Consider the following 24,399-nt stretch of genomic DNA (forward strand, 5'->3'; position numbering starts at 1 on the left):
GTGACATGTTCCGCACTCCCGCCCCACCGAGAGTTGGGCGGGCGCATTGTACACTATGGATGTACGCGAATTTCTCGCGCACTGCCGAGAGGAGTCCTCCATGTTTCCCACCACTCGCACCCTGGCCGCCGCCGCCATGGTCGGAGTCCTGCTCGCACCGACCGCAGCCCTGGCCGAGACGCCGTCCTCGACCACCGAGGAGAACCTGCACACCGCGCTGACGATCGAGGCCTTCGACTGGGCTCGTTACACCGTCTACGCCGAGCAGGCCGACCGTGAGGATGACGGATCAGCGTCCGCCCTGTTCACGGACACGGCCGCCGAGGACCGCTACGACCACTTGGCCGCGCTGGCCATTCCCGCCGGCCTCGTGGGTGGCAACGCCCAGAACCTCCAAGCCGCCATCGACGGCGAGGTCTACGAGGCGACGGTCATGTACCCCGAGTTCGCCGCGACCGCCCGCGCCGAGGGCTGCACCCAGGCCGCGAGCATGTTCAGGTCCATCGCCGCCGAGGAGAAGATGCACGCCAAGAAGTACACCGTGGCGCTCTCGGCGATCACGAGGGGCAGGGGCTCGATCCCTCGAGCCACCGGGTTGCAGTACATCACCGTCACCCCCCAGCTCCCCGCGTGCGGCGGACAGACCCAGACGAACCTCGTCACCGCCATGCACGGCGAGGCCCTCGCCACGGTCAAGTACCAGCTGTTCGCGGAGGTCGCGCTCAACTCCGGCAACGCCGCACTCGCCGACCTGTTCGCGGGTACCGCGACGGTGGAGTTCCGCGAGCACTTCTCGGACGAGGCGAACCTCTCGGGTCTGATGTGGGACACCGAGACGAACCTCACGGACGCTGCCGCGTCCGAGGACGTCGAGGCCACGGTGACCTACCCCGCCTTCGCCCAGCAGGCCACCGAGGCGGAGGACTTCGACGTGGCCTCGCTCTTCGAGGAGCTGGCGGTCGCCGAGGGACTTCAGCGCGACGCCTTCCTCCTCCTCGCCGAGCGCTGATCCACCGGACCGTCGACGGTCGGCTCAAGCACCGACCGTCGACGGTGGCCTGGGCTCCTGTCGGCGACCCCTGCGCGTCGTGCCGCTCTCTGCGGACCGCCTGTCGCACAGAGAGAAGACCGCCGACCTGTCGTCACAGGTGAGCGGCCTTGTCCGTTGCGCCCCCGGCAGGATTCGAACCTGCGCCACCGCCTCCGGAGGGCGGTGCTCTATCCCCTGAGCTACGGGGGCAACGGCGTCTCACACTACCAGTCAGGAGCCCCCGTCCAGCACAGCGACGTGCGGGGCCCGCCGCGGGGCGGCACTAGACTCGGACGGGTGACTCCAGAGCAGCTCGCCGAGGCCCTTCGTGCCGTCCTGACCGAGGCCGTCGCCGCTGGCGACCTCGATCTTCAGGTGCCCGCCCCCGGTACTCTGCGCGTCGAGCGACCCAAGAACCGCGAGCACGGCGACTGGTCGTGCAACGTGGCGCTGCAGCTGGCCAAGGGCGCGGGTATGCCGCCGCGCGCGCTCGCGGAGGTCGTCGCCTCGGGGCTGCGGAACGTCGACGGCGTGGTCGAGGTCGAGGTGGCCGGCCCCGGCTTCCTCAACATCCGGCTGGACGCCGCGAGCGCCGGCGAGCTGGTCCGCTCGATCGTCGAGGCGGGCACCGCCTTCGGTACCAACGACACCCTCGCCGGGCACGTCGTCAACCTCGAGTTCGTCTCGGCCAACCCCACCGGACCGCCGCACATCGGGCACACCCGCTGGGCCGCGCTCGGGGACGCCCTCGCCCGGTTGCTGCGGGCCAGCGGCGCCGACGTGACGACCGAGCACTACATCAACGACTTCGGTGGGCAGATGGACAAGTTCGCCGCCTCGATCCTGGCCCGCGCCACCGGCGCGGAGATGCCTGAGGGTGGCTACCCGGGGGAGTACGTCGCCGCGCTCGCCGAGCAGCTGCGGACCGAGCGCCCCGACCTCCTGGACCGGCCGCAGTCGGAGGTCCTCCCGGAGGTCAAGGAGATCGGCTACACCCTGATGCTGGAGCAGATTCGGGCGACCCTGCGCGAGTTCAACGTCGAGTTCGACGTCTGGACCAAGGAGTCCCGCCTGCACGAGGAGGGCAAGGTCGAGCAGGCCGTCGGTCGCCTGCGCGAGCAGGGGCACGTCTACGACGACGGCGGGGCGGTGTGGCTGCGCACCACCGACTTCGGTGACGACAAGGACCGGGTGCTCGTCCGCGCCAACGGCGAGCCGACCTACTTCGCCGCCGACGCCGCCTACTACCTCGACAAGAAGGACCGTGGCTTCGTCGAGAAGATCTACATGCTGGGGGCCGACCACCACGGCTACGTCGGGCGGCTCAAGGCCATCGCCGCCTGCGCCGGCGACGACGCCGAGCGCAACATCGAGGTCCTGATCGGCCAGCTCATCAACATCCGGGGCGAGCGGATGGGCAAGCGGCGGGGCAACGCGATCTTCCTCGCCGACCTGCTCGAGTGGATCGGGACCGACCCGGTGCGCTACTCGCTGGCCCGCTTCCCGGCCGACACCCCGCTGGACCTGGACGGTGAGGAGCTGCGTCGCCGCACCCATGACAACCCTGTCTTCTACGTGCAGTACGCCCATGCCAGGACCTGCAACGTCGCCCGGCTCGCGGGGGAGGACGGCGTGCACCGGGCGGACGGGTTCGAGCCGTCCCTGCTCACCCACGAGACCGAGGCCACCCTGCTGGCCACGCTCGGCGACTTCCCCCGCGTGGTGGCCCGGGCCGCGACCCTGCGCGAGCCCCACCGGGTAGCCCGCTACCTGGAGGAGCTGGCTGGCCACTTCCACAAGTGGTACGACGAGTGCCGCGTGCGGCCCACCAGCGCCGACGAGGAGATCACCGAGCTGCACCGTTCCCGGCTGTGGCTCAACGACGCGACCCGCCAGGTGCTCGCCAACGGTCTGCACCTGCTCGGGGTCTCGGCACCCGAGCGGATGTGACCTGCCGCGCCCCGGACCGTGCCTACCCGACCACCACCCAGACCCGCCCACGACCTCCCTGGAGCACGCATGTCCCCCCAGCCCGTCCGTGTCGCCCTGCTGGGCGCCGGCACCGTCGGTGCCGCCGTGGCCCGCCGACTCGACGACCGGGCGCAGCGGTATGCCGCGCAGCTCGGCCGCCCGCTCGAGCTCGTCGGGGTGGCTGTGCGCGACGCGTCGCGCGACCGCCCCGGTGTCGACCCCTCGCTGCTCACCACCGACGCGGAGGCGCTCGTGGACAGGGCCGACGTGGTCGTGGAGGTGATGGGCGGGCTCGAGCCGGCGCGGGCGCTCATCGAGCGGGCCATGAGGCGCGGCGCGCACGTCGTCACCGCCAACAAGCAGCTGATCGCGCAGCAGGGCGACGAGCTGCACGCCCTGGCCGACGAGTGCGGGGTGGGGCTGGACTACGAGGCGGCCGTGATGGCGGCCGTCCCGGTGCTGGCCGTGGTGCGCGAGTCGCTCGCGGGTGACCGCATCACCGCGATCTCGGGCATCGTCAACGGCTCGACGAACTTCGTGCTCGACATGGTTGCTCGGCGGGGAGTGCCCTTCCAGGACGCCGTGCGTCAGGCCGGTGAGCTGGGGTATCTGGAGGCCGACCCGACCGAGGACCTGGAGGGGCTGGACGCCGCCGCCAAGATCGTCATCCTGGCGCGCACGGCGTGGGGTCGTCCGGTCACCCTGGCGGACGTCCAGCGCACCGGCATCAACGGACTGACCGACGAGGACTTCGCCCACGCGGCCGCGGCCGGGCAGGTCATCAAGCTCGTGGCCTCCGCCTGGTGCTCCGGCAGCGGCGAGGACTGCCGCGTCGAGCTGGCGGTGCGTCCGGTGGGGTTGCCGCAGGACGACCCGTTGGCCCAGGCGCGGGAGGGTGCGAACGTCCTGATCATCGAGGCGGAGTCGGCCGGACGTCTGCGCCTGCACGGCGCGGGTGCCGGTGGCGAGGAGACGGCGTCGGCCGTCCTGGGCGACGTCCTGCGGGCGGCGCGCCGCCGCTGACCTCCGAGCATGCGCCGGAGCCGGTGCGTGTTATCTTGGGGACGCCCCGTGAGCATCAGCGGCCGTTCGGCCGGCTCCGGAGCGACTCACCCCGCGGGCCGATGTCACTCGACGTCTGATGCCACACCTTGATCGTCGAGCCTGGCCGCGTCCGTGGCACGTTCCCGTTCATGCGCCGTGAGTGCGCCGTGGACCGACACCCAGCAGCCCCAGGCCCGGACGAGTCCGGACCGAGGGGGAAGGACAAGTACGTGACCGAAACCACTCAGGCTGCCGCAGCCACGACGGGCTCGCTGAGCGCGCTCCGTCTCGCAGAGCTCCAGCAGCTGGCTTCCAGCATGGGCATCAGCGTCGACGCGAAGATGCGCAAGGCCGACCTCGTCTCGGCCATCCGCGACCGGCGCGGCGGCGTCTCGGCCGCGGCCCCGGCCGTTCGCGAGGAGCCACTGCACCGCAGCGACGGCGAGGGGACGCGCCAGGCACGTGAGCCCCGCGCAGACCGTGACGATGCGCCGAGGTCCGGCGGCCGGCACCAGGACGCTCCGTCGTCGCCCGAGCCCGCAGCCACAGGCGAGGGTGGCGCAGTCGACCTCGACGCAGCCCTCGACCGGGCCCAGGCCCAGCGCGAGGGTTCCACCACCCGCACCCGCCGCAGCCGGCGCGCCGGCTCCGGTGCCGGCGCTCCGCCGGCTGCCGAGGACCGCCAGCCGGGCGAGCGTCAGCCGCAGGGCGAGCGCACCGAGCGTGACGACCGTCAGCCGCAGGGCGAGCGCACCGAGCGTGACGACCGTCAGCCGCAGGGCGACCGTCAGCAGCACGGCGAGCGCCGTCCGCAGCAGGACCGTCAGCAGCAGGACCGTCAGCACGACAACCGCCGGCAGCAGGACGACCGTCAGCAGGACGACCGTCGTCAGCAGGACAACCGCGACCAGGGCAACCAGCGCCAGGGCGGCTTCGACGACGGCGACGACGACGGTGGTGGCCGCAACAACCGTCGCCGCAACCGCCAGCGTGGCCGGGACCGCAAGCGCGGTCGCGGGACCGCCGGTCCCGACGGCCAGGGTGGTCAGGGCGGCAGTCAGGGTGGGCCCCGGGAGGACGAGGAGACGTACACCGAGGAGGATCTCCTCGTCAAGGTGGGCGGGGTCCTCGACCTGCTCGACAGCTACGCCTTCATCCGCACCACCGGCTACCTGCCGGGGCCGACGGACGTCTACGTCCCGCTCACCATGGTGCGCAAGTTCAACCTCCGCAAGGGTGACGCGGTCCAGGGCGTCATCAAGGCGCCCAAGGACGGCGAGGACTTCCAGCACTCCGTCTCCTCGACCGGCAACAGGCGCGACAAGGGCAAGTTCAGCGCCCTGGTCCGACTGGACTCGGTCAACGGGCGGGACCCCGAGCAGGCCCGCAACCGGCCGGACTTCAGCAAGCTGACCCCGCTCTACCCGCAGGACCGCCTGCGGCTGGAGACCGACCAGAAGAACCTCACCACACGGGTCATCGACCTCGTCGCGCCGATCGGCAAGGGCCAGCGTGGCCTGCTCGTCGCCCCGGCCAAGGCCGGCAAGACGCTGATCCTGCAGGCGCTCGCCAACGCGATCGTCACCAACAACCCGGAGTGCCACCTCATGGTCGTCCTCGTGGACGAGCGTCCCGAGGAGGTCACCGACATGGAGCGCGCCGTCAAGGGCGAGGTCATCTCCTCGACCTTCGACCGGCCGGCCGAGGACCACACCACCGTGGCCGAGCTGGCGATCGAGCGCGCCAAGCGTCTCGTGGAGATGGGCGGCGACGTCGTCGTCCTGCTGGACTCGATCACCCGCCTGGGGCGCGCCTACAACCTGGCGGCCCCGGCCTCCGGGCGCATCCTGTCCGGTGGTGTCGACTCCGCGGCCCTCTACCCGCCGAAGCGCTTCTTCGGCGCCGCCCGCAACATCGAGGGCGGCGGCTCGCTGACGATCCTCGCGACGGCGCTGGTGGAGACCGGCTCGAAGATGGACGAGGTCATCTTCGAGGAGTTCAAGGGCACCGGCAACATGGAGCTCAAGCTCGACCGGCAGCTGGCCAATCGCCGCATCTTCCCCGCGGTCGACGTCAACTCCTCCGGGACGCGGCGCGAGGAGATCCTCCTGGGCAACGAGGAGCTCAAGGTCATGTGGAAGCTGCGCAGGGTGCTCGCCGCCCTCGACTCGCAAGCCTCGATCGAGCTGCTGCTGGACCGGTTGCGCAAGACCCGGAACAACTACGAGTTCCTGACCCAGGTTCAGCAGACGAGCTCCATCAAGCTCGACGACGAGGACTGAAGCACCCAGCAGGTATGCCGTGCGGCGCCGGTCCAGGTGGACCGGCGCCCGCGCGGTCTGGCAGAATAGTCCGTTGGCCGCCGGTTCACGGCGCGCGAGACCGCGCAGCCGACCCGGCGGAGACACCACCCCGAGGAGAAGACCATGAAGAAGGACATCCACCCGACGTACGTCACCACCCAGGTCACCTGCACCTGCGGTGCGTCGTTCACCACCCGCAGCACCGCCACGTCGGGCAAGATCAGCGCTGACGTCTGCTCCAACTGCCACCCGTTCTACACGGGTAAGCAGAAGATCATGGACACCGGTGGTCGGGTCGCGCGCTTCCAGGAGCGCTACGGCAAGAAGGCCTAGCCCCTCTGACGCCGGTCCCGCGAGCTGCTCGCGGGGCCGGCGTTCGCCGTTCCCCCGTAGTCCCGCCCGACCGTCCGGAGCCCGCCGTGTTCGAGACCGCCCTCCCGCTCCTGGCCGAGCACGCCGAGATCGAACGCCAGCTCGCCGACCCCGCCGTGCACGCTGACCCGGCCGCGCTGCGACGGCTCAACAAGAGGTATGCCTTCCTCACGCCGACGGTCACGGCATACCGGGTCTGGAGGGCCGCGGCCGACGACCTGGCGGCGGCTAAGGAGCTGGGCACGGACGACGCGTCCTTCGCGGCGGAGGTGCCCGACCTGGAGCGGCGGACCGCCCGGGCCGCCGAGCACCTGCACCGCCAGCTGGTGCCGCGCGACCCCGACGACGACCGCGACGTGATCCTGGAGGTCAAGGCGGGTGAGGGCGGTGAGGAGTCGGCGCTGTTCGCCGGCGACCTGCTCCGGATGTACCTGCGCTACGCCGAGCGCCGTGGCTGGCGCACCGAGCTGCTCGACGCCACCGCCTCGGACCTGGGCGGCTACAAGGATGCTCGCGTCTCGATCCAGGCGACCGGCACGCCCGGGCCCGGGGAGGCGCCGTGGGCCCGCCTGAAGTACGAGGGCGGTGTGCACCGCGTGCAGCGCGTCCCCGTCACCGAGAGCCAGGGACGCATCCACACCTCGGCGGCCGGCGTGCTGGTCATGCCGGACATCGAGGACCCTGCCGAGGTGCAGCTCGACGCCAACGACCTGCGGGTCGACGTCTTCCGCAGCTCTGGTCCGGGTGGTCAGTCGGTCAACACCACCGACTCGGCCGTGCGGATCACCCACCTGCCGACCGGTCTGGTCGTGTCGTGCCAGAACGAGAAGTCCCAGCTGCAGAACAAGGAGTCGGCGCTGCGCGTGCTGCGCGCACGCCTGCACCAGCTCGCGGTCGAGGAGGCGGAGGCCGCGGCCAGCGAGCAGCGCCGCAGCCAGATCCGCACCGTCGACCGCAGCGAGCGCATCCGCACCTACAACTATCCCGAGAACAGGATCGCCGACCACCGCACCGGGTTCAAGGCCTACAACCTCGACCACGTGCTCGAGGGGGACCTCGACAGCGTCGTCCAGTCGGCCGTCGACGCCGACGAGGCTGCCCGGCTCGCCTCGGCCGGCGAACGCTGACCCGGTGAGCCCCGACCCGGTGGGCGAGCGCCTCGACACCCTCCTGCGGACGGCGACCGCGGTGCTCGCCGGCGCCGGGGTCCCCAGTCCCGGGGTGGACGCCGAGATCCTGCTGGCGCACGCCGCGGGCCGCCAGCTCGGCGACCTGCGCCGCGCCCGGGTGCTCGGCGAGGACGTCCCGGACGCGACGCGCACGGCATTCGTGGACCTGATCGAGCGGCGCGCGCGGCGCGTGCCCCTGCAGCACCTGACGGGCGTCGCGCACTTCGGCGGGGTCGAGCTGGAGGTGGGACCCGGGGTGTTCGTGCCGCGACCTGAGACCGAGGTGATGCTCGGGCTGGCGCTCGAGGCTCTGGGCGGGCTGGACCGGCCGACCGTCGTCGACCTGTGCACGGGCAGCGGGGCGGTCGCGCTCGCGCTGGCGCTCGCGCGCCCGGACGCCCGCGTGGGTGCGGTGGAGCTCTCGGACGAGGCCCACGGGTATGCGGTGCGCAACGTCGCGCGCGCCGGGCTGCCGGTCGACCTGCGGCTGGGGCGGGCGCAGGACGCGTTCGGCGACTGGGCGGGGGAGGTCGACGTCGTGGTGACCAACCCTCCCTACATCCCCCCGGACGCCGTGCCGGTCGACGTCGAGGTGCGCGAGCACGACCCGGAGCTGGCGCTCTACGGCGGCGGCCCGGACGGGCTCCAGGTGCCGCTCGAGGTGGGGCTGCGGGCGGCCGAGCTCCTGCGGGCCGGGGGTGTGCTGCTGATGGAGCACGCGGACGTCCAGGGCGGGTCGCTGCCTGCCGCGCTCGCGGCGCAGGGCCGGTGGGCGCAGGTGGAGGACCACCGCGACCTCGCCGGTCTGCCCCGCGTCACCCGGGCGGTGCGCGACACGGCCCGGACATGACGGCGCCCCGGACACCGTGAGGCGACCAGGGCGACGTTCCAGGGATCGCGGCTCAGGCCGCGTTCCGAGGGATCGTGATCAGAGGATGTAAATCAGCAGGGCGATGATGAGCAGGATGCCCACGATCGTCCAGATCAAGCCTCCACGCATCGGCGTTCACTCTCCTTCGGTCGGTGTGGGCCGGGTTTGGCCCACGTTCCTTGCCAGCCACTGTGGTGGATGGCCGGGTGCAGCGCAACTCGACCCGCCACCTGGTGCGAGACTGGACCCGGGCCGGCGCAGGACCGGACCGGACCTGATCGGAGGACGCATGGGCGTTGGCTCGCCGCTGCAGGACCGCCTGCTCGACTGCACCGACCCCGACGTCCGCGAGAGCTCGTTGGCGCGCGCTGCCGAGCAGGTGCGTGAGGGCAGGGTCGTCGTCCTGCCCACCGACACCGTGTACGGCGTCGGCGCGGACGCCTTCGACGTGGTCGCCGTGGCGATGGTGCTGGCGGCCAAGCACCGAGGACGGGAGATGCCCCCGCCGGTGCTCGTGCCGGACGCCCGAACCGTCGACGGCCTCGCGACCGACGTGCCGCTCTACGCCCGGATCCTCATGCGTCAGTTCTGGCCGGGCCCGCTCACCCTCGTCGTGCGCGCCCAGCCGTCGCTGCAGTGGGACCTCGGTGAGACGAACGGCACGGTCGCGCTGCGGATGCCGGACGACGAGACTGCCCTCCTGCTCCTCGCGGAGGTCGGGCCGATGGCGGTGACCAGCGCGAACGTCACGGGACGGCCGGCCGCGTCCACGGCTCAGGAGGCGCTCGAGCAGCTGGGTGGGGCGGTGGCGGCCTACCTGGACGACGGCCCGCGCACCGGTGGGCTGCCCTCGACCATCCTCGACTGCACGGGCGAGGAGCCGGTCGTGCTGCGGGCCGGCGCGCTGAGCCCGGCGGACATCCGGGGCGTGCTGGGCACCACGGTGCTGCACGACCCGGCTGAACCGTCCGACCCGGCTGAACCGTCCGAGCCGGCGGAAGCGGCCGAGCCGGCTGAGCGGGAGGAGGCGGGGGAGCGGGTGGAGCACGATATACCCGGGGCCCGGCTGGTGGGCAGCGTGGTGCCCAGCGGGGTGAGCGTGCCGGCGCCGGCGCTGCGCACGCTCTCGCCCTGACGCCCTGACCCACGGCTACAGTGAGCGCATGACGACCGAGGTGACCGCCGACACGTACTACGGCCCCAGTTTCGCCGCCCTCCTCGAGCAGGACCCTGCCATCGCCGGTCTGCTCGTCGCCGAGCTCGACCGGCAGCGGGCCGGGCTGCAGCTGATCGCCAGCGAGAACCAGACCAGCCCCGCCGTGCTGGCCGCCCTGGGCTCCACATTGTCCAACAAGTACGCCGAGGGCTACCCCGACGCCCGCTACTACGGTGGCTGCGCAGAGGTCGACACGGTGGAGAAGCTGGCGATCGAGCGGGCCAAGCAGCTGTTCGGCGCCGACCACGCCAACGTCCAGGCCCACTCCGGGGCCAGCGCCAACCAGGCCGTCTACGGCGCCTTCGTCAAGCCGGGCGAGACGATCCTGGCGATGTCGTTGGACCACGGCGGGCACCTCACCCACGGGTTCAAGGTCAGCTTCTCCGGCAAGTGGTTCAACGCGGTCCACTACGGGGTGCACCCCGAGACCGAGGACATCGACTACGACCAGGTCGAGGCGCTGGCCAAGGAGCACCGCCCCAAGATCATCCTCGCCGGCGGCTCGGCGATCCCGCGGCTCATCGACTTCGCGCGCTTCCGCGCGATCGCCGACGAGGTCGGCGCAATCTTCTGGGTGGATGCCGCGCACTTCATCGGCCTGGTCGCCGGCCAGGTCATCCCCTCCCCGGTCCCGCACGCCGACGTCGTCTCGTTCACCACCCACAAGGTGCTGCGCGGACCGCGAGGTGGGGCCATCGTCTGCAAGGAGGAGCACGCCAAGAAGATCGACCGGGCGGTGTTCCCGATGATGCAGGGCGGACCCCTCATGCACGCGGTCGCCGGCAAGGCGGTCAACTTCGCCGAGTGCGCGACCCCGGCCTACCGGGCCTACGCCCAGCAGGTTCTCGACAACGCGCGGGTGCTCGCAGAGACGCTGGGCCAGCACGGGATCCGGCCGATCACCGGCGGCACCGACACCCACCTGTCGCTGCACGACCTGCGCGGGGTCGGCGTGACGGGGGTCGACGCCGAGGCGCGGTGCGACGCGGCGGGGATCGTGCTCAACAAGAACGCCATCCCCTTCGACCCGGAGAAGCCCAACGTGGCCTCGGGCATCCGCGTCGGCACGCCGTCGGTGACCACCCAGGGCATGGGTACGGAGCAGATGCCCGTCGTCGCCGAGCTCATCCACCGTGCCGTGACGCAGACGGACGGCAGCCCCGACCACCCGGTCGCGCAGGAGATCCGCGCGACGATCGCCGACCTCCTCATCGCCTACCCGGCCTACCCGGAGCCGACAGCCGGCTGAGGCTGGCCCAGCACCCCCGGGTGCCGGGTCTGCCGACGCCAGGCGGGCGGGACCACGTGCGCGAATTCCTGATGGTGCTGCTCACCGCAGCGATCGTGACCTACCTGGCGACCCCGCTGGTGCGCCGGCTGGCGCTGCGGGTGGGCGCGATCACCGCCGTCCGCGACCGCGACGTGCACTCCGTCCCGATCCCGCGGCTCGGCGGTGTGGCGATGCTCCTGGGCTTCACCGCCGCGGTGGTCCTGGGCAAGCAGCTGCCGTACCATGGGCAGCTCTTCGACGCCTCGCCCCAGCTGTACGGCGTGCTGGCGGCGGCTGCGCTCGTCACCCTGCTCGGTGCGGTGGACGACGTCCGCGAGCTCGACTGGCTGACCAAGCTCGCGGGTCAGGTGGTGGCAGGGGCGGTGATGGCCTTCTACGGGGTCCAGCTGCTCTCGCTGCCGATCCTGGGCGTCACCGTCCTGCCCGAGCCGGTCATGGTGACGCTGACCATCCTCGTCGTGGTCATCTCGACGAACGCCGTCAACTTCATCGACGGTCTCGACGGGCTGGCCGCCGGCGTCGTGCTCATCGCGGCCGCCGCGTTCTTCGCCTGGTCCTACCTGGTGAGCAAGGATTTCGACCCGCCCAACGTGTTCTCGGTGGCGACCTTCATCAGCGCGGCCGTGATCGGCGTGTGCCTGGGCTTCCTCCCGCACAACTTCCACCCGGCACGTCTCTTCATGGGCGATGCGGGGGCGTTGCTGCTCGGGCTGCTGCTCGCGGCGGCCACCATCTCGATGACCGGCTCGGTCGACCCGAGCTCCTCGCTGGCCAGCACCTCGGCGGCCGCCGCCTTCCTGCTGCCACTGCTCATCCCGGTGGCGATCATGGCCCTGCCCTTCCTCGACATCGTGATGGCCGTGCTCCGTCGCACGCGCGCCGGGCAGCGCCCGTGGAAGCCGGACCGGGGGCACCTGCACCACCGGCTGCTCGACATCGGGCACAGCCACCGGCGTGCGGTCGTGCTCCTCTACCTGTGGGCCGGGCTCATCGCCGTGGGGGCGGTGTCGTTCGCCTACCTGACCCCCTGGGTGTCGGTCCTCGGGATCGCCCTCCTGCTCGCGCTCGCGATCGTGCTCACCCGGGGGCCGCGGCGGCAGTCGGTGGCGGGACCGTGACCTGCGGCTTCGTCGACCACACCCCGCTTGTGATAACTTTCACAAGCGCCCCTCGACCGCCTCTGACCAGGAGCTTCCCCCCATGACCGCACCTGTCGCGCCGCGCCCTGCGCGCACGCCGCTGCGGTCGATGCTGCTGGGAGGACTGGTCCCGACGCTGCCCCTGGTCGTCCTCGCGCCGCTGCTCACCTGGGCCGCCGCGGGGGAGTGGGCCGCGGTGTCCGCCCTGCTGGGGGTCGTCGTCTCGCTGGCGGTCTTCGTGCTCGGCGTGCTCGGCATCAAGGGCGTCCTGGCCGGACCCACCGCCTCCACGATGGCAGGGGCCTTCCTCGTCTTCGTGCTGCAGCTGGCCGTCCTCGCCGTGGTGATCTGGTCGCTCGGGCAGACCACCTGGCTCGAGGTCGTGCCGCTGGTGATCGCGTTCGTGGTCACCGGCCTCGTGTTCCAGGCCGGTCTCGTCGTCGGCTACCTGCGCGCCCGCGCACCCCTCGACGTCACCCTGCCGGGGGAGGCGCGGTGACCGCCCCCCGACCCGGCGGCGCCGAGGAGCCGGCGCGCCGGCATGCCCCGATCCCCTCGGCGCACGGCGGCACCGAGCCCGAGATCGAGGGCATGGCGGCCCAGACCGACATCGGCAACGCCGTCCTGGCCTACCTGCTCGCCGGCCCGCTCGGGTTCGGCGCCCTCGGCTGGCTGCTCGACTGGTGGCTGGGCACCTGGTTCCTGCTGCCCGTCGGCGTGGTGCTGGGCATGGTGCTGTCCATGTACGTGATCTGGCTCAGGTACGGTAGGTCATGACGTCGGTGTCCCTGCTCGACATCGCGGCCATGTCTCCTGAGCGAGAGCCTGCCCCGACGCCCGTCGAAGACCTTGTGGAGGAGAACGCGTGAGTGCGACCATGATGGCCGCTGGCCTGGTCCTGCCGATGGCTGAGGACAGCCACTTCCCGCCCACCCCGGGCGACTTCTGGCAGCCCCTCTTCGCGATCCCGGGCACCGCCTACTACTTCACCCGGCCGATGCTGCTCATGGCGATCGCGACCGTCATGCTCGTGATCTGGCTGTGGGTGACCACCCGCCGTGCGACCGTGGTGCCGGGCAGGGGGCAGTGGTACACCGAGCAGGTCTACAACTTCGCCCGCAACGGCGTCGCCCGCGACATGATCGGCAGCAAGGACTTCATGCCCTTCGTGCCGTTCCTGTTCAGCCTGTTCGTCTTCATCCTGCTGAACAACCTCTTCGGCATCATCCCCCCGTTCCAGAACCCCACGATGGCGCGGATCGCGTTCCCGATCGGGCTCACCGCGATCGTGTATGTCGTCTACCACTGGGTGGGGATCCGCAAGCAGGGCAGCGTCGGGCGCTACCTCGGGTCGATGCTGCCGGCGGGTCTGCCGGGCTGGATCAAGCCGTTCATCCTGCTGCTGGAGCTCATCACCTTCTTCATCACCCGCCCGCTGACGCTGGCCCTGCGACTCTTCGGCAACATGTTCGCCGGCCACATGCTCCTGGTCGTCTTCATCGTCGGTGGCTGGACCCTGTTCGAGACCTACGAGCCTGCGCTGATGCTGGTCGCGATCCCCGCCTGGGGCCTGGGCATCGCGCTCACCGCCTTCGAGCTGCTGGTCCAGTTCCTGCAGGCCTACGTCTTCACCCTCCTCGCCGCCTCCTACATCGGTGGCGCACTGGCCGACGAGCACTGAGCTCCCGGTCACCGCTGACTGCACCACCAAACTGAATAGTTACGAAGCCTTCGACGGGGCGCCGCCCCGTCGGGACATCACACAGAAAGAGATACGACGTGTCTGGTGACATCACTCTGATCGGCTACGGCCTGTCCACCATCGGCCCGGCCATCGCGGTGGGTCTGATCTTCGCCGCCTACATCAACGGCGTCGCCCGTCAGCCCGAGGCGCAGGGCAAGCTCCAGCCGATCGCCATCCTCGGCTTCGCGCTGGCGGAGGCCCTGGCCATCTTCGGTCTGGTCCTCTTCTTCATCGCGTTCTTCGTCGGCTGACCGACACCCACCCATTCCAGCCCCGTCCTCGTAGCGCACCCCGCCACCGCGGTGTGACCCTGCCGGACATGCACATGTGAGGAGCCGCTCGTGGACTACACCACGGTCGTGTCGGGTGTCCTGAAGACGGCGGAGAGCCAGCCCATGGGCGCCGGGGAGGACGCTGTCCCGATCCTGCCCTACATGCCGGAGCTGATCTTCGGCCTGATCGTCTTCGGACTGTTCTACTGGTTCGTCGCGAAGAAGGTCGTCCCCAACCTGGAGAGGGCCTACGCCGAGCGCACGGCCGCCATCGAGGGTGGGATCGCTGCCGCCGAGCAGGCCCAGGCCGAGGCCGCCGCCGCCAAGAAGCAGTACGAGGACCAGCTGGGTGACGCCCGGGCCGAGGCGTCGCGCATCCGTGAGCACGCCAAGGAGCAGGGCGCCCAGATCGTCGCCGACCTGCGCCAGCAGGCGCAGACCGAGGCGAACCGGATCACCGAGACCGCGCACAAGCAGGTCGAGGCCGAGCGTCAGCAGGCGATGGTCCAGCTCCGGGGCGAGGTGGGGGAGATCTCCACGAACCTGGCGAGCAAGATCGTGGGTGAGTCGCTGCACGACGAGGCGCGCCAGCGCGGCATCGTCGACCGTTTCCTGGCCGACCTGGAGTCCGGCTCGGCCCGGCCCGAGGTCCGTGCGGGCAGCGAGCAGGGCCGCTGATGGAGACCGCGTTCCGTCGCGTCTTCCACGAGGCGTCCCAGGCGCTGGACGAGGTCCTGGCCGCCGGCGCCGACTCCTCCCGGGTCGCGGACGAGGTGCTGTCGGTGGCCCGGCTGGTCGACGCCAACCCGACGCTGCGGCGCAACCTGGCCGACCCCTCCCGCGAGGGGGCGGACAAGGTCGCGCTGGCCGAGCGGCTGTTCTCCGGCAAGGTCGGTGACGGGGCCCTGCACGTCGTCCGGGCGGTCGCGTCGCACCGGTGGCCCAGCCAGGGCGACCTGGTGTCCGCGCTGGAGCGGCTCGGGGTCGAGTCCGTCCTCGCGCACGCCCAGCAGCACCACCGGCTGGGTCAGGTCGAGGACGAGCTGTTCCGGTTCGCGCGCATCGTCGAGGGCACCCCCGACCTGCAGTCCGCTCTCAGCGACCGGCGGGCCGGGCTGCTGGCCAAGACCACGCTCGTCGACCGGCTGCTCTCGGTCAAGGCCGCCCCCGAGTCGGTGCGGCTGGCCAAGCAGGCCGTCGCCGGGCTGCGAGGGCGCCGCTTCGACCACGCCGTCGCGGCCTTCCTGGACCAGGCCGCAGCGCGGCAGGACCAGGTCACCGCGACCGTCATCAGCGCGGTGCCGCTCACCCCCGAGCAGCACGACCGTCTGGTCGCCGCCCTGAGCTCGCAGTACGGACGCCAGGTCCACACCCAGCTGGTCATCGACGAGCACGTCGTCGGTGGCATCCGGGTGGAGATCGGCGACGAGGTCATCGACGGCACCGTCAGCCAGCGACTGGCCGACGCGCGCCGGCAGATGACCAGCTGACCCGCCCCTGAACCACCCGACCACCGACAGCAGACACGGTCCGACGCAGGACCGACGACGAGGAGAAATGACATGACGGAGCTTTCGATCCGTCCGGAAGAGATCCGCGACGCGCTGGACCACTTCGTCCAGTCCTACGAGCCGAGCGCCTCCACGCGCGAGGAGGTGGGTCGCGTGGTCGACGCCGGTGACGGCATCGCCCACATCGAGGGCCTGCCCTCGGTCATGGCCAACGAGCTGCTCGAGTTCGAGGACGGCACCCTCGGCCTCGCGCTGAACCTCGACGTCCACGAGGTCGGCGTCATCGTCCTCGGCGACTTCTCCGGGCTCGAGGAGGGCCAGGCGGTCCGCCGCACCGGCGAGGTGCTCTCGGTCGCCGTCGGAGACGGCTACCTGGGCCGGGTCGTGAACCCGCTGGGGCGGCCGATCGACGGGCTGGGCGAGATCCAGACCGAGGGCCGCCGCGCGCTGGAGCTGCAGGCTCCCGGCGTGATGATGCGCAAGTCGGTGCACGAACCGCTCCAGACCGGCATCAAGGCGATCGACGCCATGATCCCGGTCGGCCGTGGCCAGCGCCAGCTCATCATCGGCGACCGCCAGACCGGCAAGACCACGGTCGCGGTCGACACGATCCTGAACCAGCGCTCCAACTGGGAGTCCGGCGACCCGGCCAAGCAGGTGCGCTGCATCTACGTGGCGATCGGCCAGAAGGGCTCGACCATCGCCGAGGTGCGCAGCACCCTGGAGGAGGCCGGCGCGCTGGAGTACACCACGATCGTCGCCGCCCCCGCGTCCGACGCCGCGGGCTTCAAGTACCTCGCCCCCTACACCGGCTCGGCGATCGGCCAGCACTGGATGTACCAGGGCATGCACGTCCTCATCGTCTTCGACGACCTGTCCAAGCAGGCGGAGGCCTACCGTTCGGTGTCGCTGCTGCTGCGCCGCCCGCCGGGCCGCGAGGCCTACCCGGGGGACGTCTTCTACCTGCACAGCCGGCTGCTCGAGCGCTGCGCCAAGCTCTCCGACGAGCTGGGCGCAGGGTCGATGACCGGTCTGCCGATCATCGAGACCAAGGCGGGTGACGTCTCGGCCTACATCCCGACGAACGTCATCTCGATCACCGACGGTCAGATCTACCTGCAGTCCGACCTCTTCAACTCCAACGTCCGCCCGGCGATCGACGTGGGCGTCTCCGTGTCCCGCGTCGGCGGTGCCGCGCAGATCAAGGCGATGAAGTCGGTCTCGGGCCGTCTCAAGGTCGACCTGGCGCAGTTCCGCGAGATGGAGGCGTTCGCGATGTTCGCCTCCGACCTCGACGCCGCGTCCAGGGCGCAGCTCGAGCGCGGTGCCCGGATGGTCGAGCTGCTCAAGCAGCCGCAGTCCGCCCCCGTGCCAGTCGAGGAGCAGGTCGCGATCATCTGGGCCGGCACGAACGGCCACCTCGACAGCGTCCCGGTCTCCGACGTCCGCCGCTTCGAGGCGGACTGGCTCGACTACCTGCGGCGCGAGCAGCAGGGTCTGCTGGACGGGATCCGGGAGACGGGCAAGCTGGGCGACGACACCGAGGCGACGCTGGTGGACGCCATGGCGGCGTTCAAGCAGGAGTTCAGCCCGGACGGTCGTGGCGAGGTGCGCATCGGCAGCAACGAGGCCGACGAGAACATCGACGCGCTCGAGGACGAGGACGTCGACCAGGAGCAGATCAAGGTCCGTCGCCGCTGACAGGCCCGGTATGCCGTGGGGCGCGCGGCCCCGCACCCGGGCCCCGCCCCACGGCATACCCGAGCAGACAGACCTGCACCACGCAGCGACGCACAGCCAGACGAGAGAGGCAGATATGGGAGCGCAGCAGCGGGAGTACCGCCAGCGCAGCAAGTCCATCCAGTCGATGAAGAAGATCACTCGGGCGATGGAGCTCATCGCGGCCTCACGCGTGGTCAAGGCCCGGCAGCGCGTGGTGGAGACCACGCCGTACGCGAACGCGATCACCCGCGCCGTGTCCGCGGTCGCCAGCTTCTCCGACGTGGACCACCCGCTGACCATGGAGCGCGAGAGCGTCCGCCGCGCGGGGGTCCTGGTCATCTCCAGCGACCGCGGTCTCGCCGGCGCCTACTCCGGCAACGTGCTCAAGCGTGCCGAGCAGCTCCGCGAGCTGCTCGAGACCGAGGGCAAGGAGGTCGCCCCCTACCTCACCGGGCGCAAGGCGGAGAGCTTCTACCGCTTCCGGGGCCGCAGCTTCGAGCAGTCGTGGTCCGGCTTCTCCGACGCCCCCACCTTCGAGGTGGCCCGCGAGATCGCCGAGCGCCTCACTGCCGACTTCATCGCCGGCTCCGAGGGGGGAGGCGTCGACGAGCTCCACATCGTGTCCACGCGCTTCCTGTCCATGGTCACCCAGGAGGTGCAGGTCGTTCGCCTGCTGCCGCTGGAGGTCGTGGAGGACGACGAGCCGGTCGCCGAGGAGGACATCTACCCCCTCTACGAGTTCGAGCCCACCGGCCCGGAGGTGCTCGACGCCCTCCTGCCCCGCTATGTCGTGTCCCGCATCTGGAACGCGCTGCTCCAGGCCTCGGCCTCCGAGCTCGCGGCCCGCCAGCGGGCGATGAAGTCGGCGACCGACAATGCCGACGAGCTCATCAAGACCTACACCCGGTTGGCCAACCAGGCCCGCCAGGCCGAGATCACCCAAGAGATCAGCGAAATCGTGGGCGGCGCCAGCGCCCTCGCCGACGCCAAGTGAGAGGGAAGCACCCAACCATGAGCATGGCTACCACTGAGGCTCCGGCACAGGAGCAGTCGCAGGGCGGCGTGGGTCGCCTGTCCCGGATCATCGGCCCCGTCGTCGACGTCGAGTTCCCGCCCGGACAGATGCCCGCCCTCTACAACCTCCTCAAGACCGAGGTGACCGTCGACGACGAGACCAAGACGGTCAACCTGGAGGTCGCCCAGGACATCGGCAACAACATGGTCCGGGCGATCTCCCTCCAGCCGACCGACGGCCTGGTCCGCGGCGCCGCGGTCCGCGACACGGGCGGACCCATCACGGTGCCCGTGGGCGACGTGACCCTCGGGCACGTCTTCAACGCCACCGGCGAGGTCCTGGACCTCAAGGAGGGCGAGACGCTGGAGATCACCGAGCGCTGGGGCATCCACCGTCAGGCGCCTGCCTTCGACCAGCTCGAGCCGAAGACCCAGATGTTCGAGACCGGCATCAAGGTCATCGACCTGATGACCCCCTACGTGCTCGGCGGCAAGATCGGCCTGTTCGGCGGCGCCGGTGTGGGCAAGACGGTGCTCATCCAGGAGATGATCGCCCGTGTCGCCCGCGACCACGGTGGTGTGTCGGTGTTCGCCGGGGTCGGCGAGCGGACGCGTGAGGGCAACGACCTCATCGTCGAGATGGAGGAGGCAGGGGTCCTCGGCCAGACCGCCCTCGTGTTCGGCCAGATGGACGAGCCGCCGGGCACCCGCCTGCGCGTGGCCCTCTCCGCGCTGACGATGGCGGAGTACTTCCGTGACGTGCAGAAGCAGGACGTGCTGCTCTTCATCGACAACATCTTCCGCTTCACGCAGGCAGGCTCCGAGGTCTCCACGCTGCTCGGCCGCATGCCGTCGGCCGTGGGCTACCAGCCGAACCTGGCCGACGAGATGGGCACCCTGCAGGAGCGCATCACCTCGACCCGCGGTCACTCGATCACCTCGATGCAGGCGATCTACGTGCCGGCCGACGACTACACCGACCCGGCCCCGGCCACGACCTTCGCGCACCTCGACGCGACCACCGAGCTCTCCCGCCCGATCGCCTCGATGGGCATCTACCCGGCGGTGGACCCGCTGAGCTCGACCAGCCGCATCATGGACCCGCGCTACATCACCCGCGAGCACTACGACACGGCCGTGCGGGTCAAGTCGATCCTCCAGCGCTACAAGGAGCTGCAGGACATCATCGCGATCCTGGGCATCGACGAGCTCTCCGAGGAGGACAAGATCCTCGTCGGCCGCGCCCGTCGCATCCAGCGCTTCCTGTCGCAGAACACCTACGTCGCCAAGCAGTTCACCGGCATCGAGGGTTCGACGGTCCCGTTGTCCGACACGATCGAGGCCTTCACCAAGGTCGCCGACGGCGAGTACGACCACCTGCCCGAGCAGGCCTTCTTCATGTGCGGTGGCCTCGACGACGTCGAGCGCCAGGCCGCCGAGCTGGAGAAGACCAGCTGAGCACCTGATCCTGCGGGACGACGGGGGGCCGGTGAGTCGCAGGACTCACCGGCCCTTCGCCGTACCCCCACCGGACGCGTGGTGGTGCCGGACCGGACGCGTCGTGCGGTCGGACTACGCCAGCCCGAGGTGGTGGGCCTCCTCCCACAGCTCCTCCCGGACCCGCGGGTGCGCGGCGTTCTCGATGAGGCCGCGTGCCTGGTCCTTCTCGCTGTGGCCGAAAAGCGGCGCGACGCCCTGCTCCGTCACGATCGCCGAGGCCTGGAAGGAGGTCACCGGCTCCTCGACCATCGGGACGATCGAGGACACGTCGGCCTTGGGGTGCCAGGAGCGCAGCGCCATGATCGCCTGGCCGCCCGGCGAGTGCAGCGCCCCGACGATGAAGTCGGTCTGACCGCCGAAGCCGCTGTGGATCCGGGCGTCGATCCGCGAGGCGTTGGCCTGCCCGAACAGGTCCACCTCGAGCGCGGTGTTGATCGAGGTCATGAAGCGCTGGCGGGCGATGAGGGCGGGGTCGTTGGTGCGTTCGGTGCGCAGCATGTGCACACGACGGTTGCCGTCGAGCCAGGAGTACAGCTCGGGGGAGCCGAAGAGGAAGGACGTCGTGAGGGGGTGGTCGGGGTCCAGCGCCCCCGCCGCGTCGAGCGCCAGCACGCCGTCGGAGAACATCTCCGTCCACAGCCGGAGGCCCGTGTGCCGTGTCAGCGCGCCGAGCACGGCGTCGGGCACCGCCCCGATCCCCATCTGCAGGGTCGCCCCGTCGGGCACCATGGCGGCGACCCGCTCGCCGATCGTCAGCGCGTCCTCCCCGAGGGTGACCCCGGTGGAGGGCGAGGGGAGGGGTGCGCTCACCTCCAGCGCCAGGTCGATGTGCTCCACCGGGACGAGGGCGTCGCCGTGGGTGAACGGCATGCGGTCGTTCACCTGAGCCACGACCAGGCCGCCACGCTCGCGGCAGGCCTCGATGGCCGCGGGCAGCACGTTGACCTCGATCCCGAGCGAGACCACCCCGTCCCGAGGCCGTGAGCAGTGGAGCAGGACCGCGTCGACCGGCAGCGAGCTGCGGAAGAGGACGGGCACGAGCGAGAGCCGTGACGGGACGTAGCGCAGACCGGGGTGCCGCCGCTGTCCGGCACCCACGAAGCTGGTCTCGGCGACGACACCCTCGCGCTCCGGGAGTCCGGGCGGCCCGTTGAGCGTGTTCAGGACGAACCGCTCGACCTGCTCGTCCAGGAGCCGGACCAGCTCCCACGGGATGCTGTGGTTGCCGGACGCCACGACGCGCGCGTTGTCCGGGAGGGAGCGCAGCGAGGCTGCGAGGGTCGTGGTGTCGACGGTGATCACAGACCCATTCTGGTGCCGAGGGCCATCGCGGAGGGCGTGGGGGGTAGGCTCGCGCCCGGTCGCGCGCGATCGTCCCTGCCGACCACCGGGCGCCCCCTGGCGCGCCCACCCCACCGACCTGGAGGAGAACCCGAGTGAGCCTGTGGACCGTGCACGGAGACGGTTACCGGATCGAGCCCGGTCAGGTGGTCGGCCCGGGGGAGCGGCTGGCGTGGGCGCCGACCGTCGGCATCGGGATGCAGCACGTCGTCGCGATGTTCGGCGCGACCTTCCTGGTGCCGCTCATCACGGGCTTCCCGCCGAGCACCACGCTGCTCTTCAGCGGTGTCGGCACCCTGCTCTTCCTGCTGATCACCCGCAACAAGGTGCCCTCCTACCTCGGATCCTCGTTCGCCTTTCTCGCCCCCATCGCGGCGGCCCAGTCCCAGCACGGCCCTGCCGGTGCGCTGGGCGGGGTGGTGATGGCCGGCGTGGCGCTGGCGCTCGTCGGACTCCTCGTGCAGGTCGTCGGCCACGGCTGGGTGAGCCGGCTCATGCCCCCCATGGTCACCGGGACGATCGTCGCGCTCATCGGGCTCAACCTGGCGCCCGCCGCTTGGAACAACGTCCAGCAGGCACCCACCACGGCCTTCGTCACGCTGCTCGCGGTCCTGCTGAGCACCGTCCTGCTCCGTGGCCTGCTCGGGCGCCTCTCGATCCTGCTCGGCGTGGTCGTCGGGTATGCCGTGGCCGCCGTCCGCGGGGAGGTGGACGTCACCGCGATCCGGGAGGCCAGCTGGATCGGCGCCCCGACGTTCGTCACGCCCGAGTTCCACCTCGGCGTGGCCGGGCTCTTCCTCCCGGTCGTCCTCGTGCTGGTCGCGGAGAACATCGGGCACGTCAAGTCGGTGGCCCAGATGACCGAGGGGTCGGCCGACGCGCTCGACCACGTCATCGGCCGGACCCTGCTCTCAGACGGACTGGCCACCACGCTCGCCGGCGCCGGCGGGGGGTCCGGCACCACGACCTACGCCGAGAACATCGGGGTCATGGCGGCCACGAGGGTCTACTCCACCGCCGCGTACTGGGTGGCCGGCCTCACGGCGGTCGTCCTCGCGTTCCTGCCGAAGTTCGGCGCGGCCATCCAGACCGTGCCGGTGGGGGTGCTCGGCGGCGCAGCCACGATCCTCTACGGCATGATCGGCGTGCTGGGCTTCCGGATCTGGGTCGAGCACCGCGTCGACTTCGGCAACCCGATCAACCTCTCGACCGCGGCGGTCGCCCTGGTCGTCGGCATCGCCAACTACACCTGGGCCCCGGGGCAGCTCGTCTTCGAGGGCATCGCCCTCGGCACGGCGGCCGCCCTGATCGTCTACCACGGCATGCGGGCCCTCAACCGCCTCACCGGCGCCGTCGCCGCCGAGGGGCACCTCGAGGTCGGAGGGCCCACCAACGCCGAGCCGGAGATCGACGACCCGTCCTGGGCGGATCCGGGGCCCAGGTAGACTGGCGCGAGCATCTGGTCAGCGTTGAGAGGACACACGTCGTGAGTGCACTGCAGGTCGAGCTCGTCGCCGCTGACCGCAAGGTCTGGGCAGGTGAGGCCTCCATGGTCAGCGCCCGCAGCATCGATGGCGATCTCGGCATCCTCCCGGGCCACACCCCGCTCCTCGGCGTCCTCGTCACCGGTGACGTCCGCATCGCGACCGGGGGCGGCACGCAGATCGTGACGATCGACAGCGGCTTCCTGTCCGTGGACCACGACCGCGTCGTGATCGTGGCCGACAACGTCGACGCCGCCGGCCTCACGGGTCCCGCAGCCTCCGCCTGACCCCATGCCGGACAGCATCATCCTCGTGCTGCTGGCCGCGCTCTGCGCGCTGGTGCTCCTGGGGCTGGGGCTGGTGCTCTTCCGGACCTTCGGCGACCAGGGGACGGGGGGCGCGCCGATCCCGGCCGCCTACCGCCGCGCGGGGGAGGACTGGCGGCGTGGCACCCTGCGCTTCTCCGAGGACCGTCTGGCCCTGCGCGGGCCGGGCGGTCTCTCCGGCGGGCCCTGGGTGCGCGGCAACCTCGACCTCGGGATGGCCCGCACGGTCGCCGGACGGGACGCCGCCGCGCTCGGCCGGCCGGGCCTGATCCAGGTCCCCGTCAGCTACGGCTCGGCGACCTTCGACCTGGCGCTCGACGAGCGGCACTACACCGCCCTGCGCGCGTGGGTCGAGGCCGTGCCGCCGGGCTGGAGGAACTCGCCGGTCGCCTAGCCGGTCAGTCGTCGTCCGTGGTCCCCCGCGACCGGCTCCGGCGCTCGGGAGCCTGGGCCCGGCCACCGCCCGGCTGCCACAGCACGTCGCGCTCGCCGCCGCCGTTGGCCACCCGGGCCAGGATGAAGAGCAGGTCCGAGAGACGGTTGAGGTAGGTCGCCGTGAGCGGGTTCACGCCCCCGGTGCCCCGGGGAGCGTCCTCGGCGGCCTCCCCGTCCCCGTGCACCGCGAGCGCGGCCCACGCCGACCGCTCGGCCCGCCGCACCACCGTGCGGGCCACGTGCAGGTGGGCCGAGCCGACGGTCCCGCCGGGCAGGATGAACGAGCGCAGCGCGGGCAGTGCCTCGTTGTAGTGGTCGCAGTCCGCCTCGAGCTCGTCGACCCACTCCGGCCGCACCCGCAGCGGCTTCCACTCGTAGCTCTTCCGCAGCGGCATGCACAGGTCGGCACCGACGTCGAAGAGGTCGTTCTGGATCCGCGTCAGCGTCGTGCGCATCTCCGCGGGCAGGTCGCCCGCGGCCAGCGCGACCCCGATGGTCGAGTTGGCCTCGTCCGTGTCGGCGTAGGCATGCAGCCGCGGGTCGTTCTTGCTCGTCCGGCCGAGGTCGCCCAGCGCCGTGGTGCCGTCGTCGCCGGTGCGGGTGTAGATGCGGGTGAGGTTGACCATGCCCGGCATCGTGCCACG

Annotated in this window: 24 protein-coding genes and 1 tRNA gene; 22 read left to right on the forward strand and 3 right to left on the reverse strand. The window is 71.2% G+C overall.

What is annotated here, in order from left to right; translation table 11 throughout:
* Positions 1 to 100: 100 nt before the first annotated feature.
* Positions 101 to 1,009, forward strand: a complete 909-nt coding sequence (locus tag ACI3ET_RS02910) for a ferritin family protein (protein WP_405031452.1) — start codon at positions 101 to 103, stop codon at positions 1,007 to 1,009.
* 159 nt (positions 1,010 to 1,168) lie between these two features.
* Here the strand turns inward: ACI3ET_RS02910 and ACI3ET_RS02915 are convergent.
* Positions 1,169 to 1,240: transfer RNA gene (locus ACI3ET_RS02915), tRNA-Arg, on the reverse strand.
* Positions 1,241 to 1,327: 87 nt separating this feature from the next.
* Between ACI3ET_RS02915 and ACI3ET_RS02920 the strand changes: the two genes are divergently transcribed.
* The 18 genes from ACI3ET_RS02920 to atpD all read left to right on the forward strand — a co-directional run bounded on the left by ACI3ET_RS02920 (position 1,328) and on the right by atpD (position 20,127).
* Positions 1,328 to 2,980 carry an arginine--tRNA ligase gene (locus ACI3ET_RS02920; RefSeq protein ID WP_405031453.1) on the forward strand — a complete coding sequence of 551 codons (1,653 nt, stop codon included), beginning with the start codon at positions 1,328 to 1,330 and terminating at the stop codon, positions 2,978 to 2,980.
* A gap of 69 nt (positions 2,981 to 3,049) precedes the next feature.
* Positions 3,050 to 4,024, forward strand: coding sequence for a homoserine dehydrogenase (locus ACI3ET_RS02925; protein WP_405031454.1), 975 nt, complete (start codon positions 3,050 to 3,052; stop codon positions 4,022 to 4,024).
* A 251-nt stretch (positions 4,025 to 4,275) separates the two neighbouring features.
* The gene (gene rho, locus ACI3ET_RS02930) at positions 4,276 to 6,327 is read left to right on the forward strand and encodes a transcription termination factor Rho (protein WP_405031455.1); all 2,052 of its coding nucleotides are present in this window, start codon (positions 4,276 to 4,278) and stop codon (positions 6,325 to 6,327) included.
* 144 nt (positions 6,328 to 6,471) lie between these two features.
* Positions 6,472 to 6,681 carry a 50S ribosomal protein L31 gene (rpmE, locus tag ACI3ET_RS02935; RefSeq protein ID WP_405031456.1) on the forward strand — a complete coding sequence of 70 codons (210 nt, stop codon included), beginning with the start codon at positions 6,472 to 6,474 and terminating at the stop codon, positions 6,679 to 6,681.
* An 86-nt stretch (positions 6,682 to 6,767) separates the two neighbouring features.
* Positions 6,768 to 7,847 (forward strand): peptide chain release factor 1, encoded by a 1,080-nt coding sequence (gene prfA / locus ACI3ET_RS02940; protein WP_405031457.1) that lies wholly within the window; start codon positions 6,768 to 6,770, stop codon positions 7,845 to 7,847.
* Between the two features lie 4 nt (positions 7,848 to 7,851).
* On the forward strand, positions 7,852 to 8,739 hold the full coding sequence (gene prmC, locus ACI3ET_RS02945; RefSeq protein WP_405031458.1) for a peptide chain release factor N(5)-glutamine methyltransferase: 888 nt from the start codon (positions 7,852 to 7,854) through the stop codon (positions 8,737 to 8,739).
* 310 nt (positions 8,740 to 9,049) lie between these two features.
* Positions 9,050 to 9,895: an L-threonylcarbamoyladenylate synthase gene (locus ACI3ET_RS02950; RefSeq protein ID WP_405031459.1), complete on the forward strand. Its 846-nt coding sequence runs from the start codon at positions 9,050 to 9,052 to the stop codon at positions 9,893 to 9,895.
* A 28-nt stretch (positions 9,896 to 9,923) separates the two neighbouring features.
* Positions 9,924 to 11,225 (forward strand): serine hydroxymethyltransferase, encoded by a 1,302-nt coding sequence (locus ACI3ET_RS02955; RefSeq protein WP_405031460.1) that lies wholly within the window; start codon positions 9,924 to 9,926, stop codon positions 11,223 to 11,225.
* A gap of 56 nt (positions 11,226 to 11,281) precedes the next feature.
* Positions 11,282 to 12,385 carry a glycosyltransferase family 4 protein gene (locus ACI3ET_RS02960; RefSeq protein WP_405031461.1) on the forward strand — a complete coding sequence of 368 codons (1,104 nt, stop codon included), beginning with the start codon at positions 11,282 to 11,284 and terminating at the stop codon, positions 12,383 to 12,385.
* Positions 12,386 to 12,467: 82 nt separating this feature from the next.
* Complete coding sequence (locus ACI3ET_RS02965) at positions 12,468 to 12,905, forward strand: hypothetical protein (RefSeq protein ID WP_405031462.1); 438 nt, start codon at positions 12,468 to 12,470, stop codon at positions 12,903 to 12,905.
* Positions 12,902 to 13,183: an AtpZ/AtpI family protein gene (locus ACI3ET_RS02970; RefSeq protein WP_405031463.1), complete on the forward strand. Its 282-nt coding sequence runs from the start codon at positions 12,902 to 12,904 to the stop codon at positions 13,181 to 13,183. The genes ACI3ET_RS02965 and ACI3ET_RS02970 overlap by 4 nt, the downstream gene beginning before the upstream one ends.
* Before the next feature lie 88 nt (positions 13,184 to 13,271).
* Positions 13,272 to 14,087 carry a F0F1 ATP synthase subunit A gene (atpB, locus tag ACI3ET_RS02975; RefSeq protein ID WP_405031464.1) on the forward strand — a complete coding sequence of 272 codons (816 nt, stop codon included), beginning with the start codon at positions 13,272 to 13,274 and terminating at the stop codon, positions 14,085 to 14,087.
* Positions 14,088 to 14,185: 98 nt separating this feature from the next.
* Positions 14,186 to 14,401: a F0F1 ATP synthase subunit C gene (locus ACI3ET_RS02980; RefSeq protein ID WP_405031465.1), complete on the forward strand. Its 216-nt coding sequence runs from the start codon at positions 14,186 to 14,188 to the stop codon at positions 14,399 to 14,401.
* Positions 14,402 to 14,491: 90 nt separating this feature from the next.
* On the forward strand, positions 14,492 to 15,100 hold the full coding sequence (locus ACI3ET_RS02985; RefSeq protein WP_405031466.1) for a F0F1 ATP synthase subunit B: 609 nt from the start codon (positions 14,492 to 14,494) through the stop codon (positions 15,098 to 15,100).
* Positions 15,100 to 15,912, forward strand: coding sequence for a F0F1 ATP synthase subunit delta (locus ACI3ET_RS02990; protein ID WP_405031467.1), 813 nt, complete (start codon positions 15,100 to 15,102; stop codon positions 15,910 to 15,912). The genes ACI3ET_RS02985 and ACI3ET_RS02990 overlap by 1 nt, the downstream gene beginning before the upstream one ends.
* 72 nt (positions 15,913 to 15,984) lie before the next feature.
* Complete coding sequence (atpA, locus tag ACI3ET_RS02995; RefSeq protein ID WP_405031468.1) at positions 15,985 to 17,634, forward strand: F0F1 ATP synthase subunit alpha; 1,650 nt, start codon at positions 15,985 to 15,987, stop codon at positions 17,632 to 17,634.
* A 115-nt stretch (positions 17,635 to 17,749) separates the two neighbouring features.
* Positions 17,750 to 18,649: a F0F1 ATP synthase subunit gamma gene (locus tag ACI3ET_RS03000; RefSeq protein ID WP_405031469.1), complete on the forward strand. Its 900-nt coding sequence runs from the start codon at positions 17,750 to 17,752 to the stop codon at positions 18,647 to 18,649.
* Positions 18,650 to 18,666: 17 nt separating this feature from the next.
* The gene (atpD, locus tag ACI3ET_RS03005) at positions 18,667 to 20,127 is read left to right on the forward strand and encodes a F0F1 ATP synthase subunit beta (protein ID WP_405031470.1); all 1,461 of its coding nucleotides are present in this window, start codon (positions 18,667 to 18,669) and stop codon (positions 20,125 to 20,127) included.
* 114 nt (positions 20,128 to 20,241) lie between these two features.
* On the opposite strand, the gene ACI3ET_RS03010 is transcribed toward atpD, so the two are convergent.
* On the reverse strand, positions 20,242 to 21,471 hold the full coding sequence (locus ACI3ET_RS03010) for an acetyl-CoA hydrolase/transferase family protein (RefSeq protein WP_405031471.1): 1,230 nt from the start codon (positions 21,469 to 21,471) through the stop codon (positions 20,242 to 20,244).
* Between the two features lie 140 nt (positions 21,472 to 21,611).
* Here ACI3ET_RS03010 and ACI3ET_RS03015 point away from each other — a divergent pair, with 140 nt between their 5' ends.
* Genes ACI3ET_RS03015 through ACI3ET_RS03025 form a run of 3 tightly spaced genes read left to right on the forward strand, consistent with a single transcriptional unit; the run spans position 21,612 to position 23,714 of the window.
* Positions 21,612 to 22,955 carry a uracil-xanthine permease family protein gene (locus ACI3ET_RS03015; protein ID WP_405031510.1) on the forward strand — a complete coding sequence of 448 codons (1,344 nt, stop codon included), beginning with the start codon at positions 21,612 to 21,614 and terminating at the stop codon, positions 22,953 to 22,955.
* Between the two features lie 41 nt (positions 22,956 to 22,996).
* Entirely contained in the window at positions 22,997 to 23,281 is a 285-nt protein-coding gene (locus ACI3ET_RS03020) for a F0F1 ATP synthase subunit epsilon (protein WP_405031472.1), read from the forward strand.
* 4 nt (positions 23,282 to 23,285) lie between these two features.
* Entirely contained in the window at positions 23,286 to 23,714 is a 429-nt protein-coding gene (locus tag ACI3ET_RS03025) for a DUF2550 family protein (protein WP_405031473.1), read from the forward strand.
* A 4-nt stretch (positions 23,715 to 23,718) separates the two neighbouring features.
* On the opposite strand, the gene ACI3ET_RS03030 is transcribed toward ACI3ET_RS03025, so the two are convergent.
* Positions 23,719 to 24,381 (reverse strand): cob(I)yrinic acid a,c-diamide adenosyltransferase, encoded by a 663-nt coding sequence (locus tag ACI3ET_RS03030; RefSeq protein WP_405031474.1) that lies wholly within the window; start codon positions 24,379 to 24,381, stop codon positions 23,719 to 23,721.
* Between the last annotated feature and the right edge of the window lie 18 nt (positions 24,382 to 24,399).

The sequence above is a fragment of the Ornithinimicrobium jinqii genome (genome assembly GCF_045032595.1).
Taxonomy (GTDB): Bacteria; Actinomycetota; Actinomycetes; order Actinomycetales; family Dermatophilaceae; genus Ornithinicoccus.

Bases quoted from the DNA above. Each gene is read 5' to 3' on its own strand.
- ACI3ET_RS02910 (WP_405031452.1), top strand. From the start codon at position 101: ATGTTTCCCACCACTCGCACCCTGGCCGCCGCCGCCATGGTCGGAGTC.
- ACI3ET_RS02925 (WP_405031454.1), top strand. From the start codon at position 3,050: ATGTCCCCCCAGCCCGTCCGTGTCGCCCTGCTGGGCGCCGGCACCGTC.
- rpmE (WP_405031456.1), top strand. From the start codon at position 6,472: ATGAAGAAGGACATCCACCCGACGTACGTCACCACCCAGGTCACCTGC.
- ACI3ET_RS02950 (WP_405031459.1), top strand. From the start codon at position 9,050: ATGGGCGTTGGCTCGCCGCTGCAGGACCGCCTGCTCGACTGCACCGAC.
- ACI3ET_RS02955 (WP_405031460.1), top strand. From the start codon at position 9,924: ATGACGACCGAGGTGACCGCCGACACGTACTACGGCCCCAGTTTCGCC.
- ACI3ET_RS02965 (WP_405031462.1), top strand. From the start codon at position 12,468: ATGACCGCACCTGTCGCGCCGCGCCCTGCGCGCACGCCGCTGCGGTCG.
- ACI3ET_RS02990 (WP_405031467.1), top strand. From the start codon at position 15,100: ATGGAGACCGCGTTCCGTCGCGTCTTCCACGAGGCGTCCCAGGCGCTG.
- atpA (WP_405031468.1), top strand. From the start codon at position 15,985: ATGACGGAGCTTTCGATCCGTCCGGAAGAGATCCGCGACGCGCTGGAC.
- ACI3ET_RS03000 (WP_405031469.1), top strand. From the start codon at position 17,750: ATGGGAGCGCAGCAGCGGGAGTACCGCCAGCGCAGCAAGTCCATCCAG.
- atpD (WP_405031470.1), top strand. From the start codon at position 18,667: ATGAGCATGGCTACCACTGAGGCTCCGGCACAGGAGCAGTCGCAGGGC.
- ACI3ET_RS03025 (WP_405031473.1), top strand. From the start codon at position 23,286: ATGCCGGACAGCATCATCCTCGTGCTGCTGGCCGCGCTCTGCGCGCTG.
- ACI3ET_RS03030 (WP_405031474.1), bottom strand. From the start codon at position 24,381: ATGGTCAACCTCACCCGCATCTACACCCGCACCGGCGACGACGGCACC.